At 40.7% G+C, this 15,547-nt stretch carries 12 protein-coding genes; 6 read left to right on the forward strand and 6 right to left on the reverse strand.

Features of this window, described 5'->3' with window-relative positions; translation table 11 throughout:
• Positions 1-20 precede the first annotated feature (20 nt).
• The 4 genes from H6G73_RS09075 to H6G73_RS09090 all read right to left on the reverse strand — a co-directional run bounded on the left by H6G73_RS09075 (position 21) and on the right by H6G73_RS09090 (position 5,193).
• Positions 21-914, reverse strand: coding sequence for a phosphate/phosphite/phosphonate ABC transporter substrate-binding protein (locus tag H6G73_RS09075; protein ID WP_190603493.1), 894 nt, complete (start codon positions 912-914; stop codon positions 21-23).
• A 305-nt stretch (positions 915-1,219) separates the two neighbouring features.
• A complete protein-coding gene (locus H6G73_RS09080; RefSeq protein ID WP_190603495.1) occupies positions 1,220-1,558 on the reverse strand; it encodes a DUF6464 family protein in 339 nt (112 codons plus the stop codon).
• Between the two features lie 133 nt (positions 1,559-1,691).
• Positions 1,692-3,047 carry a helix-hairpin-helix domain-containing protein gene (locus H6G73_RS09085; protein ID WP_190603497.1) on the reverse strand — a complete coding sequence of 452 codons (1,356 nt, stop codon included), beginning with the start codon at positions 3,045-3,047 and terminating at the stop codon, positions 1,692-1,694.
• Between the two features lie 292 nt (positions 3,048-3,339).
• Positions 3,340-5,193, reverse strand: a complete 1,854-nt coding sequence (locus H6G73_RS09090; protein ID WP_190603499.1) for a S8 family peptidase — start codon at positions 5,191-5,193, stop codon at positions 3,340-3,342.
• Positions 5,194-5,501: 308 nt separating this feature from the next.
• Here H6G73_RS09090 and H6G73_RS09095 point away from each other — a divergent pair, with 308 nt between their 5' ends.
• The 5 genes from H6G73_RS09095 (at position 5,502) to pcrA (ending at position 13,193) form a co-directional block, all read left to right on the forward strand.
• Complete coding sequence (locus H6G73_RS09095; RefSeq protein ID WP_190603526.1) at positions 5,502-6,302, forward strand: hypothetical protein; 801 nt, start codon at positions 5,502-5,504, stop codon at positions 6,300-6,302.
• 117 nt (positions 6,303-6,419) lie between these two features.
• Complete coding sequence (psb34, locus tag H6G73_RS09100) at positions 6,420-6,590, forward strand: photosystem II assembly protein Psb34 (RefSeq protein ID WP_190603502.1); 171 nt, start codon at positions 6,420-6,422, stop codon at positions 6,588-6,590.
• Between the two features lie 284 nt (positions 6,591-6,874).
• Complete coding sequence (locus H6G73_RS09105) at positions 6,875-8,674, forward strand: aspartate kinase (RefSeq protein ID WP_190603503.1); 1,800 nt, start codon at positions 6,875-6,877, stop codon at positions 8,672-8,674.
• Between the two features lie 17 nt (positions 8,675-8,691).
• A complete protein-coding gene (locus tag H6G73_RS09110; protein WP_190603505.1) occupies positions 8,692-10,761 on the forward strand; it encodes a prolyl oligopeptidase family serine peptidase in 2,070 nt (689 codons plus the stop codon).
• Between the two features lie 95 nt (positions 10,762-10,856).
• A complete protein-coding gene (gene pcrA / locus H6G73_RS09115; protein WP_190603507.1) occupies positions 10,857-13,193 on the forward strand; it encodes a DNA helicase PcrA in 2,337 nt (778 codons plus the stop codon).
• Here pcrA and H6G73_RS09120 read toward each other — a convergent pair.
• Positions 13,170-13,367, reverse strand: coding sequence for a hypothetical protein (locus tag H6G73_RS09120; protein ID WP_190603509.1), 198 nt, complete (start codon positions 13,365-13,367; stop codon positions 13,170-13,172). The genes pcrA and H6G73_RS09120 overlap by 24 nt on opposite strands.
• A gap of 98 nt (positions 13,368-13,465) precedes the next feature.
• On the opposite strand from H6G73_RS09120, the gene H6G73_RS09125 reads away from it, so the two are divergent.
• On the forward strand, positions 13,466-14,176 hold the full coding sequence (locus H6G73_RS09125; protein WP_190603512.1) for a metallophosphatase: 711 nt from the start codon (positions 13,466-13,468) through the stop codon (positions 14,174-14,176).
• A 407-nt stretch (positions 14,177-14,583) separates the two neighbouring features.
• Here the strand turns inward: H6G73_RS09125 and H6G73_RS09130 are convergent, their stop codons facing one another.
• Complete coding sequence (locus tag H6G73_RS09130) at positions 14,584-15,396, reverse strand: ParA family protein (RefSeq protein ID WP_244997514.1); 813 nt, start codon at positions 15,394-15,396, stop codon at positions 14,584-14,586.
• Positions 15,397-15,547 lie beyond the last annotated feature (151 nt).

The raw sequence follows: 15,547 nt of genomic DNA on the forward strand, positions 1-15,547 counted from the left end.
ATAATGCAAGTAAATTGGCATTATAAAAATTCTCCTTGACCGATTTTTTGATAAACTTCACGGATCATATTGTATTGACTATCTTCTACCGTAACAAAATTTCCCCCTAGATATTTTTGATTAGCTTTTGCTAATAATAAACTGCTTAATAATTTATTCTGATTTTTCAACATCTTATTTTTTATATCTTCCACTAAATCGGATGCAAGCTGATTACTAACTACAAATAAATCACTGGGTAGGAGAGGACTAGTGCCAATAATCCGAAAATTATTAGCAGATAAACCTACGGTATCTAGAATATTTTTATATCGATCAGATGCAGTTGCCCAAGCATCGACTTCTTTTTGATGTAAAGCTAATACTCCTTTGTCATCTAACATCACTATTTTGTAATCTTTGTTGGGATCTAGACCTGCATCCATGAGTAGTTTAATAGGGGCAATATGTCCAGATGTAGAGCCAACCTTTCGCATAGCAATTGTTTTACCTTTTAGCTGCGATAATGATTGGATGTTACTATCAGTACGAACAAGAATGATAGAATGATATTGTTTGCGTTGAATCGCAACTAAAGGAATTGCTTTAGCTCGGTTTTTTAAGATTAAATATTCTGAAGGTCCAGCAAACACAATATCTATTTTTCCTAGTAGCATAGCTGGTGCTGCTGCGGTGTAGTTTGCGACTGGAAAAAATTCAATTCTAATGCCTAATTCTGATGATAAGGTGGTGCGAAATGTTTCAAAATCTCGTTGTAAATCTTCTAGTCCACTCACATCTGTAACAGCAAATTTCAATCTGTCAACAGCAGTTTTAGCTACTCGCTCATGTGATTTGTGATTGGCAGAATTCATACCTGTTGAACAGCCAAAAGAGAACATGAGCGAATACAGAAGCAAGCTTCGCCTTTTCATATATATAGAGATGTTGGATGTAAAGTGTATTGGAGATGGTGTTTGCAGAATGTAAAATATTCTATTGGTAAAATTTTATATAAAAATAACTAATTTATAATTAGAGAGATTAATCATTTATAATGATATAACTTTAACTAGACAATTTGATAATTAGGTTAAAAATAGGTTAATTATTTTTTAATAAAAACCTAAAAATTAATTTCAAAACTGATTTAATCTGATGGGTACGACCAGGCAATAAAGTAAATTTATATTTACCGTTTTGATAATAAAAAAACTCAGTAGTTATTTAGCAGCAGTAATCATGAACAAATTTCTCTGGTTGTAAATTCCTTGGGTTCATAATAACGGCAACCTTGACAAGGCCCGGTAGGATTCACTGCACAACGGATATAACCAGACCGAGCATTATATTGACAGCTAATGTCACCAACTAAATAGCCTACACCTTCTAAATAATAGCGATCGCTGATATGTTCATCTGGAACGGGTATCATAGACTGCTGGAGTTGTCGTCTTGACAGGTTAATAGCTGCTTGCCTAATACGGTTACGTGTCCGCAATTGAGTTTTACGGATAACCCACCAGGAAAAGGCAGATGGTAAGAAACCGAAAATCATCACTAACAGTGTTTTAAACACCTTCTTTCACCTCTTGTCTGTGCTGAGTGAATGTCACACTGAACAATAACCGACACAAGGACTTGTTCCTACTTCCACCAGCATATCCGTTACATCGTCACAGCAGAACCAGAGAAAATATAAAATTTATTGCTTAACTGCTGGTGAGTTTCTTAATTTGCGCTTGGAAGCGGGCATTTTGTAATGCTTGGAGGGTAATGTGGGAGTCTTGTACCCAAAATTGTCTGCCAAATCGCACTAATTCGCGACGGTTTTCAGCTTGAATAATGCCAATTACAGGGACTTTGGCTTTGTCTTTGTCACCGGACTGTTCTTTCAAAATTGACCGCAAGCGATCGCGTTCTTCAATGGTCATCGCTTGTTGAGGACTCAATTCTACCATGACCATCTGTACTGTTTCTACAGGTTCGGCATCTTCCACAATGAATTGTGTTTGTTCGTCCCGACTGCGGTCTACTTTCCCCCACACAATTAACCTGGCATCAACTTGTAGGTAAGGACTGACACGTTCATAAATTTTAGGAAACACGACAGCTTCGGAAGATGTGGATAAATCTTCTATTTGCAAAATTGCCATCGGATCACCTTTTTTGGTCATGACTTTTTTGACGTTGTTCAGCATGACCACAACACAGAGTAAACTATCTTCTTTTTGCTCACCTAATTGAGATAAATTGATCGGTGCGAGAATAGATGATTGCTTATTAATGGTTTTCAATGGGTGGTCGGAGACATAGAAACCTAAAAGTTCTTTCTCCATTCGCAATTTTTCTTGGGGAGGAAAATCTAGGACAGGTTTTGCTTTAGGGGCATCCAAAACAGTTTTAGAGGATGAACTTTGAACACTATTTCCCAGTCCCCCAGCAAATAAATCAAACAGATTCCCTTGTCCACTCGCACGGTCTTTAGCGCGGGATTGGGCCCAATCGTAAACTAATTCTAGGTCATGAATTAACTGGTTGCGGTTAGGTTCAAGTTTGTCAAAAGCACCAGAATAAATCAGAGATTCCAAGGTACGACGGTTAACACAGCGTAAATCTACGCGATCGCAAAAATTTGCTAAATCTGTAAATGGGCCTTTTTCTTCTCTGGCTTCTAAAATTGAGGCGATCGCATTCTGCCCGACATTTCGCACCGCAGAAAAACCAAATAATACCTTACCATCAACCGGGGTAAAATCCACACCAGAACGGTTAATATCTGGGGGGTCGATTTGAATCCCCATATTGATACAGGTGGAAATATACTTTTGTACCTTATCTGTATCACTACTGTTGGCAGTTAACAAAGCTGCCATGTATTCCAGAGGATAGTTAGCCTTAAGATAAGCCGTCTGATAGGTTACATAACCATAAGCCGTGGAGTGGGACTTATTAAAACAATTAGAAGCAATCAAACCATTTTGAATCGCAAAATTATGGTCTTGCTCAACGCCAATATCATAAACTTGAGCCTGACCTAAATATTTTTTTGTAACTATTTTTACCATAATCTCTATATTTTTATATTTATAGCAATGGACAGAGCAGTTAGGACATTAACTAACACTAAAACTTAGACAGCCAAAGGCTTTTAGCACTGTTGCTATATCTCTATCATACTTGGATTACCAAACATGACTGAGTTGGGAAGTATTAACAGCCTAGTGACATTTGTACGACAGATAATAAATTGCTGTCAGAGCAAAGGGGCAAATTCTCACAGGCGATCGCTCTGACAGCTATGCTAAAGGAATATTGATGATAGCCTAGCGTAACTATATTCCTACAAATCCTGCAAATTTACGCAGGTTGTCCGTCACCTTTCACCGCTAACCTCGCTATTCCATAACAAAGGATAGCGTTGGCAATGAGGAAAAGTCGCGCTAAATTGCTACTACCTAACCCCCATACCGCAGGGTCAGCAAAGGCACTAACAGTTAAGCAAGCAGCAATGCCTAAAGTAGAACCAATGGCAAACCATTTACCAGTGGGATGACCTAACAGTAAGGCAAGTAAGGCAATGGGAATGAGGACACTAGCAAAAATAGGGTTAAGGGCATCTGTTCCCTGGATAGCGTTTCCTAGTTCGGGAATAGAACTACCTAAAAGGCGGAAAGGCCACTGGGGTAAGTCGAAGATATAAATGCCTTTGAGGAAGAACAGGCCAGAACTACCAAAAATTAAACCACTGCCTAAAGACCAACTCCAAGTGAAGGGGAAATAGACTCGTAAAAACCAAGCCAGAAGATAGGAACCAACCACCATTAATATTTTTGGTAGAAGGGCAACCGCACCACCATCTATCCAAAAACGGGGGTTAAGATAACCGTTGTCCCGCAACCATCTAAAAAAGTCTTGAAAACTGATTTGGCCTTCATTGACCAGTTTAACTGCGGCAGCAGCGTTAAGTTGTCCCGCACCGTAGTAGTTTAAACCATCGTCTTGAATGACTCTCGCAGACTGTTTGAGGACATTTAAAACTTCATCTGGGTCTTTCACTCCCATTGCTCTAATTAAAGCCGCAGTACCAGCTACATGGGGAGAAGCCATACTGGTTCCTTGTAGTCCTAAAAACACACCTTCGCCGTTTTCGTTGATGGTTTCTTGGAGAATGGCACCTGTATCATTACCGCTACCACCAGGGGCAGAAATATCTACACCTGCACCAAAGTTGGAATAGTCAGCTTTTTCTCCGTCGGGGCCAAAAGCGGAAACACCAATAACGTGGGGATAACGGGCAGGATAACTGACTCCATCGGTATTTTCATTCCCGGCGGCAGCAACAATGATCACGCTTTTATTATGGGCGTAATCTACTGCTTCCTGCATGAGTTTACTTTCACCGCCACCGCCTAAACTCATGTTAATCACATCTGCCCCATTATCAGCAGCAAATTTAATAGCAGCGGCAATATCCGCAACTGTACCAGCACCGTCAGCATTTAATACTTTTAAGGGCATTAAACTAGCTTCATAGGCTACTCCAGCTACGCCATAGCCGTTATTAGTAGCTTGGGCAACTGTACCAGCAACATGGGTGCCATGACCGTTGTCGTCTGTGGCTTCTTGTCTGTCGTTGACAAAATCGTAGCCTTTGACGAACTTGGTTTCATACAAGTCGCGGACTTTGGTAATACCTGTGTCAATAACCGCAACCGTCACTCCACTACCTTTAGTGAAAGTCCATGCGTCTTCAACACCAATTTTGTGCATGTTCCACTGCTTGCTATAAAACTGGTCGTTAGGGCCTTTCAAGCTAGGGCTAACATCTTCATTAGCATCTGGTCGCAACATTTGCCCTAACCAGGTAACTTCACCTTGAGGAACAGTTTTATAAATATAGTTTGGTTCGATAAATTCTGTGGCTTTAGCAAAGGCAGAAGTTTTTAACTCCTGGAGACGTTGACGATCGCCTTTGATAATATACACATGGTCTGATGCCAAATATTCATTATCTAGTCGAGGTGTGACATTATATTGTTGAGCGATCGCTTGTAAATCTTGGTTAATGATACTAATAGGAATATCTTCGCGAAAATCCAGCAAAATTGTTTCAAACTGTCCCTTAGCTGCCAGTCCCTGAAAATTCAGGAACCCAAACACAGCAGCTATCAGCCCCATGAAAAACAAGGACAATAGTATAAGTTTTCTCATATCAACTGATCACAGCTTTTTGTTTAGATTGTTCACTACCTTAACTCATCTACCGTTGTATTGGTTGGTTTTTCGGACAGGGTGAATAACCTGAACTCCTGTAACTTCTGAACTTCTGAACTCCTGAACTCCTGTTCGCGCAGCGTGCCGGAGGCATACTCCTGAACTTCTGAACTTCTGAACTTCTGAACTTCTGAACTCCTGTTCGCGCAGCGTGCCGGAGGCATACTCCTGATATCTATAGGACAGTTATCAGTGATAGTTTCATGAAATACTGAATCCTGCTGATGTCTTATTCCCAAGGGCAGATGAAACAGCTAAAGTCCCGTTCCCAAGATTTACGCGGTTTATTTGAACGTAACATCACCATCGAATATGTCGCTGAACCTCTCAAGGCAGTATCTGCTGATGCAGATATATCAAAAGTTCTACACTGGATGGAAGTAAAGGATTTTGATGTGATAGGGGTAGAAACCAATGAAACTATCACTGGCTATGTTGAACGTTCTACTTTAATTAGAAGTCAGTCTGGCAAGTGTGGTGACTATCAACAGATATTTCACCCGAAAGAACTCATTGCTATTTCTACGCCACTGATGAAATTATTACCCATCCTACAAAAGCGGCAGCGTCTATTTGTTTTAGATTGCAATCAGGTGACGGGAATTATTACCTGTGGGGACTTACAGAAAGCACCAGTACGCATGTTGCTGTTTGGTTTGGTGACGCTACTGGAAATGAATTTGTTACGACTGGTGCGGTTATATTATCCCCAAGATTCATGGCAGAAGGTTCTCAAAGCCGACCGCTTAGAAGCTGCTCAAAAATTATGGCGGGAAAGTCAGGAACGAAATGAAGCTACTGATTTATTAGATTATCTGCAATTTTGCGATAAACGAGATTTGGTTTTAAATCATCCAGAATTACTGGAACAGTTAGACCTCAAGTCTAAACGCGCTGGTGAACGCTTCCTGAAATCGGCGGAAAAGCTACGAAATCGTTTAGCCCATGCCCAAAGCTTAGTGAGTGGTTCCTCTTGGACTGAATTGATTTCCTTGGCTGAAGCGATGGAAAAACTGTTAATTCAGTGCGAGGAAATAGAGTCGTAGGCTGTGATAAGCAACTCTTATATGCACTATCTAGGATTTGATGTCAAGTCCTATTGACGTTTTGTAACAATATTGTTAAATTTAGTTACATAAGTTAACAAACCAAAGAAAAACATTATGTACACCACTATTAACGAAGAAGGTATCCTCAATAACTACGCGACTGAGCCAGAAATGTATTTTGCTGAATACCCCTCTCCTGAGCAACAAGGTCGCTATGCTTTGCAAGGTGGATTAGCCGTTTTATTTGTAACAACCCTAGTTTTAATTGGTTTGGGTGTAAGTTAATATTTTTTGACTTCGGTAACTGGATCTAATTGTCATATAGAATTCTCCTGTCAGCCTCGGTAAAAATAACCGAGGTTTTTTGCTGCGTATATTTGAACAAGGTTCCTAAAAATTGCTGAGTCCAAATACGGTACACAAAAAATTACCAATAAAAAAATCTCAGATTCTGAGTTAGTGTGTCCATTGATTCTGATATTTTAGAAGTTTATAAGATTGGCGATCGCTTCCCAAGTTCCCGACGGAAGTCGTAATTACAGCCAGCATATTAGCTTACATGTAAGGTTATGGCGCTCATAGTTCAGAAATACGGTGGTACATCTGTTGGTTCAGTTGAACGCATTCAAGCTGTAGCCCAACGAGTTCAGAAAACAGTCCAGGCAGGAAACTCTTTGGTGGTAGTAGTTTCAGCAATGGGAAAAACCACCGATGGACTAGTTAAATTAGCTAATGAAATTTCCAAAAGTCCTAACCGTCGGGAAATGGATATGCTGTTGTCTACAGGGGAACAGGTGACTATTGCCCTGTTGAGTATGGCGTTGCAAGAAATTGGTCAACCAGCAATTTCTATGACAGGCGCACAGGTAGGAATTGTGACAGAGGCAGAACATACCCGCGCCCGCATTTTGCAAATTGAAACTGAGCGGTTAGTTAAACATATTGATGCAGGTAAAGTTGTTGTTGTCGCTGGCTTCCAAGGCATTAGTAGCACTGGAGAATTAGAAATTACAACTTTAGGTAGGGGTGGTTCTGATACCTCGGCGGTGGCTTTAGCGGCAGCATTACAAGCAGATTTTTGTGAAATTTATACAGACGTACCAGGGATTTTAACTACAGACCCCCGTCTAGTTCCCGAAGCCCAATTGATGAAGGAAATCACCAGTGATGAAATGCTGGAGTTAGCTAGCTTAGGGGCGAAGGTATTACATCCCCGTGCAGTGGAAATTGCCCGCAATTATGGTGTGCCTTTGGTGGTGCGTTCTAGTTGGACTGATGAACCTGGCACTTGGGTAACATCTCCTAAAGTGCAGGAAAGGGCATTGGTAAATTTAGAATTAGCTCGTCCGGTGGATGCGGTAGAATTCGACCTTGACCAAGCGAAGGTGTCATTGTTGCGTGTACCTGACAAACCAGGGGTAGCAGCGCGGTTATTTAGCGAAATTGCCCAGCAGAATGTAGACGTAGACTTAATTATTCAGTCTATCCATGAGGGCAATACCAATGATATTGCCTTTACTGTGAATACACCTATTTTAAACCGGGCGGAAGCTGTGGCTGATGCGATCGCTCCAGCTTTACGAGAAAACCCCAATTCTGACGAAGCGGAAGTGATGGTAGAAAAGAATACTGCAAAAGTCAGTATTTCTGGGGCAGGAATGATTGGTCGTCCTGGTGTTGCAGCCAAAATGTTTACCACCTTAGCGGCTGCTGGTGTGAATATTCAAATGATTTCTACCAGTGAAGTCAAAGTGAGTTGTGTGGTCGATGCGGAAGACTGTGATCAAGCAATTGCGGCTTTGTGTAACGCCTTTGAAATCGTTGCATCTCCCACTGCCTTGACTGCCTCCACTGCCTCAGCCCCCGCCGTGCGTGGTGTCGCTTTAGACATGAATCAAGCCCGGTTAGCGATTCGTCAAGTACCAGACCAACCAGGGATGGCAGCGAAATTATTTGGTTTATTGGCAGAAAGTAATATCAGTGTGGATATGATTATTCAATCACAACGCTGCCGCATCATTGACGGTGTGGCCCGTCGGGATATTGCTTTTACGGTTGCGAGAATGGACGCAGAATACGCCAAGGCAAAACTTTCTCAAGTGGCAGATGAGTTAGGATGGGGAGAAGTAGTCCTAGATAGTGCGATCGCGAAAGTGAGTATTGTCGGGTCGGGAATGGTAGGACAACCAGGTATTGCGGGCAAAATGTTCAGTGCTTTAGCCGCAAATAACATCAACATCCAAATGATTGCCACCTCAGAAATTAAAATTAGTTGTGTGGTGGGACAAGATGAAGGTGTGAAAGCATTGCAAGTCATTCATGCAGCTTTTGATTTAGCAGGTACAGAGAAATTTGTTGTACCAGCTTGATAATATAGTGTTAAAACATGACTAATTCTCAACAACTCCTCTCCTACCCTTCTGTAACTCACAGTCCTCAAGTAGATAATTATCATGGGACTGTGGTTGCAGACCCTTACCGTGCCTTAGAAGACCCAGACTCAGAGGAAACAAAAGCCTGGGTAGAAGCCCAAAACCAAATTACATTTGGCTATTTAGAAGAAATTTCTGCACGGGAGAAAATCCAACAACGCCTGACAAAGCTATGGGATTATGAAAAATATGGTATTCCCTTTCAAGAAGGCGATCGCTATTTTTATTTTAAGAACGATGGACTGCAAAACCAAAGCGTTCTTTACACCTTAGAAACCCTGGAAGCAGAACCGAGGGTTTTACTTGACCCTAACCAACTTTCCCCAGATGGAACAGTGGCTTTAGCTGGACTGGCTATTAGTGAAAATGGTCAGTATCTGGCTTATGGTCTATCAACTTCTGGTTCTGATTGGCAAGAATGGAAAGTCCGTCACATTGAAACAGGAAAAGACCTAGAAGACCACCTGCAATGGATTAAATTTTCTGGTGCATCTTGGACAAAAGATCATCAAGGTTTTTTCTATAGCCGTTATGATGCACCCCAAGAAAAAACCAAATTAGAAGATATCAACTATTATCAAAAGCTCTACTACCATAAATTAGGCACACATCAGTCAGCAGATACATTAATTTACCAGCGACCAGACCAAAAAGAATGGGGTTTTGGTGGGAGTGTAACGGAAGATGGAAAATATTTAATTATTTCCGTTTGGCGTGGTACTGACCCGAAAAACTTAGTTTTTTATCGAGATTTAACTCAACCTGAAAGTGAAATTGTCGAACTCATTAACGAATTTGTTGCCGACTACAGTTTCATTGATAATGATGACCATATTTTCTACTTTCGCACCGATTTAGATGCCCCTAGAGGCAGAGTTATTGCCATTGATATTGAAAATCCCCATCCAGAACATTGGCAAGAAATTATTCCCCAAGTCCCAGAAACTTTAGAAAGTGTAGGTGTTCTCAATCATCAATTTGTGGCAGATTATCTCCAAAATGCCCACAGTCAAATTAAAATTTTCGACCTGCAAGGTAACTACATTCGGGAAGTAGAATTACCGGGACTTGGTTCTGCTGGTGGATTTGGTGGTAAAAAAGAAGATAGGGAAACTTTCTATAGTTTTACCAGCTTTACTACCCCTGGTACCATCTACCGTTACGATATGGTGACTGGAAAAAGCGAACTGTTTCGACAACCACAGGTAGATTTTCAACCAGAAGATTACGAAATTAAGCAAGTTTTTTATCAAAGCAAAGACGGTACACAAGTACCGATGTTTATCACCCACAAAAAAGGCATTACATTAGATGGTAATAACCCCACCTATCTTTATGGTTACGGTGGTTTTAATGTCTCCTTAACTCCCAGCTTTTCTGTCAGCCTATTAGTGTGGATGGAAATGGGAGGAGTGTATGCTGTCCCCAATTTGCGTGGTGGTGGTGAATATGGGGAAGAATGGCATCAAGCAGGAATGAAGGAGAAAAAACAAAATGTGTTTGATGATTTTATTGCCGCAGCGGAATGGTTAATTGCGAATAACTACACCAAACCATCAAAATTAGCCATTGGTGGTGGTAGTAATGGTGGTTTATTGGTGGGTGCTTGTATGACTCAACGTCCTGATTTATTTGGTGCAGCTTTACCCGCAGTTGGGGTGATGGATATGTTGCGTTTCCATCAATTTACCATTGGTTGGGCTTGGGTCAACGAATATGGTTCACCAGATGAACCAGAGGAGTTTCCCACTTTATATGCTTATTCGCCATTACATAATCTCAAAACAGGCACAACTTACCCAGCTACTTTAATTACTACCGCAGATCATGACGATCGCGTCGTTCCTGCCCATAGTTTTAAATTTGCTGCCGCTTTACAAGCAGCCCATCATGGTGATGCACCTGTATTAATTCGCATTGAAACCAAAGCCGGCCATGGTGCAGGTAAACCCACAGCAAAAATCATTGCAGAAGCAGCCGATAAATGGGCATTTTTAGTCAGAGTCTTGGGTATGGAAGTGTAATTGATGGTTGGGTCATTGCCACCTTTTGCTATGGTGTAACTAGGCAATAGCTACAATTTATTGATGTCGCCCCCAGGCATCATTTTTTCACATCCATGACCACAAGTATTGATTTCCTTAGCCATCTCAACCCTAGTCAACGTCAAGCAGTAGAACACCACTGTGGGCCGCTGTTAGTTGTGGCTGGTGCTGGTTCCGGTAAAACCCGTGCCTTGACCTATCGCATTGCCAATTTAATTCTCAAACACCGGGTGCATCCTGAAAATATACTCGCGGTGACATTTACCAACAAAGCCGCAAGGGAGATGAAAGACCGTATTCAACGGCTATTTGCAGAACAACTAGCAATTACCCAACACGGTCAAAAGTTAGATTTGTTACCAGAGTACGAACAAACACAGTTGCGATCGCAAGTTTACAAAACTACCATCAAAGACCTATGGTGTGGTACTTTCCATAGTCTCTTTTCACGCATTCTGCGCTTTGATATTGAAAAATTCCAAGATGAAAAAGGGAGAAAATGGAATAAAAATTTCTCCATCTTTGATGAATCTGATGTTCAAACCTTAGTTAAAGAAATAGTCACTAAAGATTTAAACTTAGATAGTAAAAAATTTGAACCTCGTTCCGTTCGCTACGCTATTAGTAACGCTAAAAACCAAGGTTTTTCTCCCCAGGAATTTGAGCGAGAACAGCCAAATTATCGCGGTAGAGTAATTGCTGATGTATATAGCCGCTATCAAGATAAACTCGCTGAAAACAACGCCCTTGACTTTGATGATTTAATTTTAATTCCCACCAGATTATTTCAACAAAACGAACAAGTTTTAGCTTACTGGCATCGGAAATTTTGTCATGTTTTAGTAGATGAATATCAAGATACCAACAGAACCCAATATGATTTAATTCGTCTCTTAGTGACCAACGGTGAAGAAAGTAAACATGCTTGGGAATGGCAAAACCGCTCAGTGTTTGTTGTGGGTGATGCTGACCAATCAATTTACAGCTTCCGTATGGCAGATTTCACCATTTTATTAGAGTTTCAACAAGACTTCGGTGATGGTTTGCCAGATGATGATACTCGCACAATGGTGAAGCTAGAAGAAAACTATCGTTCCTGTGAAAATATTCTCCAAGCTGCTAACGAATTAATCGAAAATAACACCCAACGTATTGATAAAATTCTCCGCGCTACCAGAGGTGCAGGAGAAGAAATTTACTGTCATAAAGCCGATGATGAAATGGCAGAAGCGGCTTTTGTTGTTAATCAAATTCGCACCTTAGAACATCAAAACCCGGACATTGAATGGGGTAGTTTTGCCATTCTTTATCGCACTAACGCCCAATCTCGTCCCTTTGAAGAATTATTAGTGAAATATCAAATTCCTTACACAGTGGTGGGAGGAATGAAATTCTATGACCGCAAAGAAATTAAAGATGTCATTGCTTATTTAAGAGCTATTAATAACCCAGCCGATACAGTTAGTTTACTACGAGTGATCAACACCCCACGCAGAGGTATCGGTAAAGCCACAATAGACAACTTAATTAATGCTTCCCAACAACTAGGAACAACCCTTTGGGAAATTATCAGCGATGAAACATCTGTAAATACCTTAGCAGGACGTTCTGCCAAAGGAGTAAATAGTTTTGCTGCCATGATTCAAAAATGGCAAGAACAAATCACCTCAGTTCCTGTCACCGAAATATTGCAAGGACTATTAGACGACTCTGGTTATATTCAAGACTTACTGAGTCAAGGAACAGATGAAGCAGAGGATAGAATTCAAAACGTCCAGGAACTTTATAACGCTGCATTGCAATTTCAAGAAGAAAACGAAGGTGAAGACGTTTCCTTACAGGCATTTTTACAAAGTGCCGCCCTCAGTTCCGATTTGGATAATTTAAAAGAAGGACAAACGGCAGTTTCATTAATGACCCTGCACGCTTCTAAAGGTTTAGAATTTCCAGTTGTCTTCTTAGTAGGTTTAGAACAGGGATTATTTCCTGGTTATCGTTCCCTCAGTGACCCAGCATCCTTAGAAGAAGAACGCAGACTTTGTTACGTAGGCATTACCCGCGCCCAAGAAAGATTATACTTATCCTATGCCAGAGAAAGAAGATTGTACGGTTCCAGAGAACCTGCCATGCGATCGCAATTTCTCGATGAACTACCAGCAGAGTTATTGACCACTCAACACAAAGTGAGTCGTAATTATACCAAAGGAGCAGCAGTCAAACCCAGTAAAACTAGTAGTAACGCCACTTGGAAAGTTGGTGAAAGAGTATTACATAAAACATTTGGCATTGGAGAAATTACACATGTCTTTGGTGAAGGAAATAAAATTTCCGTCGCCATTAAATTCGCCAGTTTGGGACAAAAAATCATTGACCCCAGAGTAGCGCAATTACAAAAAATGGAAAGTGAATAAAGGTATAGCAGGTGACAGGTGACAGGTGACAGGTGACAGGTGACAGGTGACAGTGCTAAAAACCTTTGGTTGTCTAAGTTTTATTCGCGCAGCGTGCCGTAGGCATACTCCTGTTCGCGCAGCGTGCCGTAGGCATACTTCTGTACGGGCGGGTTTACCAAAATTCTCGTTCATAGTTGATGATATCTGTAAACCCGCCCCTACTAACTCCTGTTCGCGCAGCGTGCTGTAGGCATACTTCTGAACTTCTGAAATCCTAAACTTCTAAACCTATGTGGGCAATTCTAAGTGGTATTGAGGGTAATTTAGCAGCTTATGACGCTGTAATGAAAGACATCAAGAGTCAAACCCGTGACCTTGAAGCATTATATATTTTGGGTGATTTAGTTGGGCCCACTCCAGAAAGTGAGGAATTAATAGCTAGGGTTAAATCTCCGCTACACGATGAATTAGAACCGCAGATTTGTAAAGGGTGGTGGGAAGAACAATGTTTAATTTTGCATGGCTTAGGCCCCACTACAGACGGGTCTGAGTTAATCGCTAAATATGGTGGTGATACAGTAGAGAAATTATGGAATAGTATTTCCCGTGCCACAGTACAATGGTTGCGATCGCTCGATTTTGGTTTTTTTGAATTAGATTGTTTGTTAGTCCACGGTTCCACCGTGGGTGTCAGTGATGAACTCACCCCCGAAACATCACCCATTGAAATGCTAGACCGACTCTCCAGAATGCAAGCCAATAATCTTTTTTGTGGTCGTTCCGGTTTGACGTTTCAATATCAACTACAAACAGGTTCTGTAACAAATCAACTCACTACCCTGGAAAATCAATTTTCTGCCCAAACAGTCACTCTCAGTCCCCGTCAAGTCATTGGAGTTGGAAGTGTAGGACATCACCCAGGTCAAGCAACTTACACCCTCTATAACCCGATGACAAATCAAGTGAAATTTAAAACCGTGAACTATACAACGGCCAATTAAATTTAACTTGTACAGATTCTTAATATGTCATTGCGAGTGAAAAGACACAATCTCAAGGTTTTGAGGAACGATAGTCATTTATAAACTAAATAATAAGCTAAAGCACATCTAATTTGCAGATTAAATTTTATCAATCTCTTGTGGGGTGGGCATCTTGCCCGCCCAATTCATGCAACTTAAATGCCGATTAGCTTACCTCATATCTTGCACCTCTCCGTATAAACCCAGGTGATATAAAAAGATGCACCATAAGGCTACCTTACTTTTATTGGTTTTAAACGGTAAATCAAGGTTTTTGTGATTATACAGTGTGATGAAATTACATCAATTTTTGTTGGTGCAAGATGTCAGTTACTAGACATTTGGTAGTCATTAAATGAGGGTTGGGTTTCGTGTCTCAACCCAACCTACCGTTGTAGGAAGTATTCTTTAGCTAGGTCTAGGTAATATTGGTTCGCTACTTTGTCTTTGTAGACTGCGGGGACTTGGGAGAAGGTAGCGTTGGCTATATTTGCATAGCCGGGTACTTCAAAGATGTCACGGTTTTTGGTGCTGGATGTAGATTTTGGGTAGAAATAGGGAAGTAGATCGTATGGTTGTGGGTCATGTTTAGCTTGTTTGATGATGTGATCTATGGCTTTTTGGGCTGCTTCTATGGCAGCTGGTGTGGTTTTTTCCCCGTTCCAAAATATAGGCAGTGCTATGGGTGTGCCATCTTTTTTGAGTTGTTGGATTTTGGGTATGTAATGTTTGATGGTGATGGCTGCGTTATTGAGGCTAAAAAGGTTGTTGTGTTTGGTAGGGATTAGAACTACATCGGCTGCTGTGAGGGCGCTAACGCTGAAGTATCGCCAGTTGGGTGATGAGTCGATGAGGATGTAGTCGTAGTTGGTTTTTATTTTGTCTAATATTTGTTTGAGTCTGGGAATTTTGAAATTTTTTAGAAGTTCTTGTTCGTTTTTGTTACCAAGTTCTGTGTCACAAGGGATGATATCAAAACTAAAAGTCTTTTTTAGAGTTTTAAATTCTATGGAATATGTTTGAATGACATTATCTATAGAAACTAAGTCTTTTTTATCTTCTAAGAGTGAATATAATGTTTGTTGATTGGGTTTAGTAGTTAATTTTAATGAGCCTGTTAGGTCTCTTTGGTTTGGGTCAAAGTCTACAGCTAATACTCGTTTACCTTGAAGTGCAAGTGTTGCTGCTAGATCAGAAATGTTGAATCCTAATACAAAACTTTACATATCTAGTTATACTAGCTCTAAAAAGGTTAAATATGTCAACAAAACATAATCTCCTCAAACCAATGAACATAACTGATTTTCTGACACATACAAGATTGTAAATAGCGAAGTTTATCTAATAGCT

It is taken from the genome of Richelia sinica FACHB-800 (assembly GCF_014698825.1).
GTDB lineage: Bacteria > Cyanobacteriota > Cyanobacteriia > Cyanobacteriales > Nostocaceae > FACHB-800.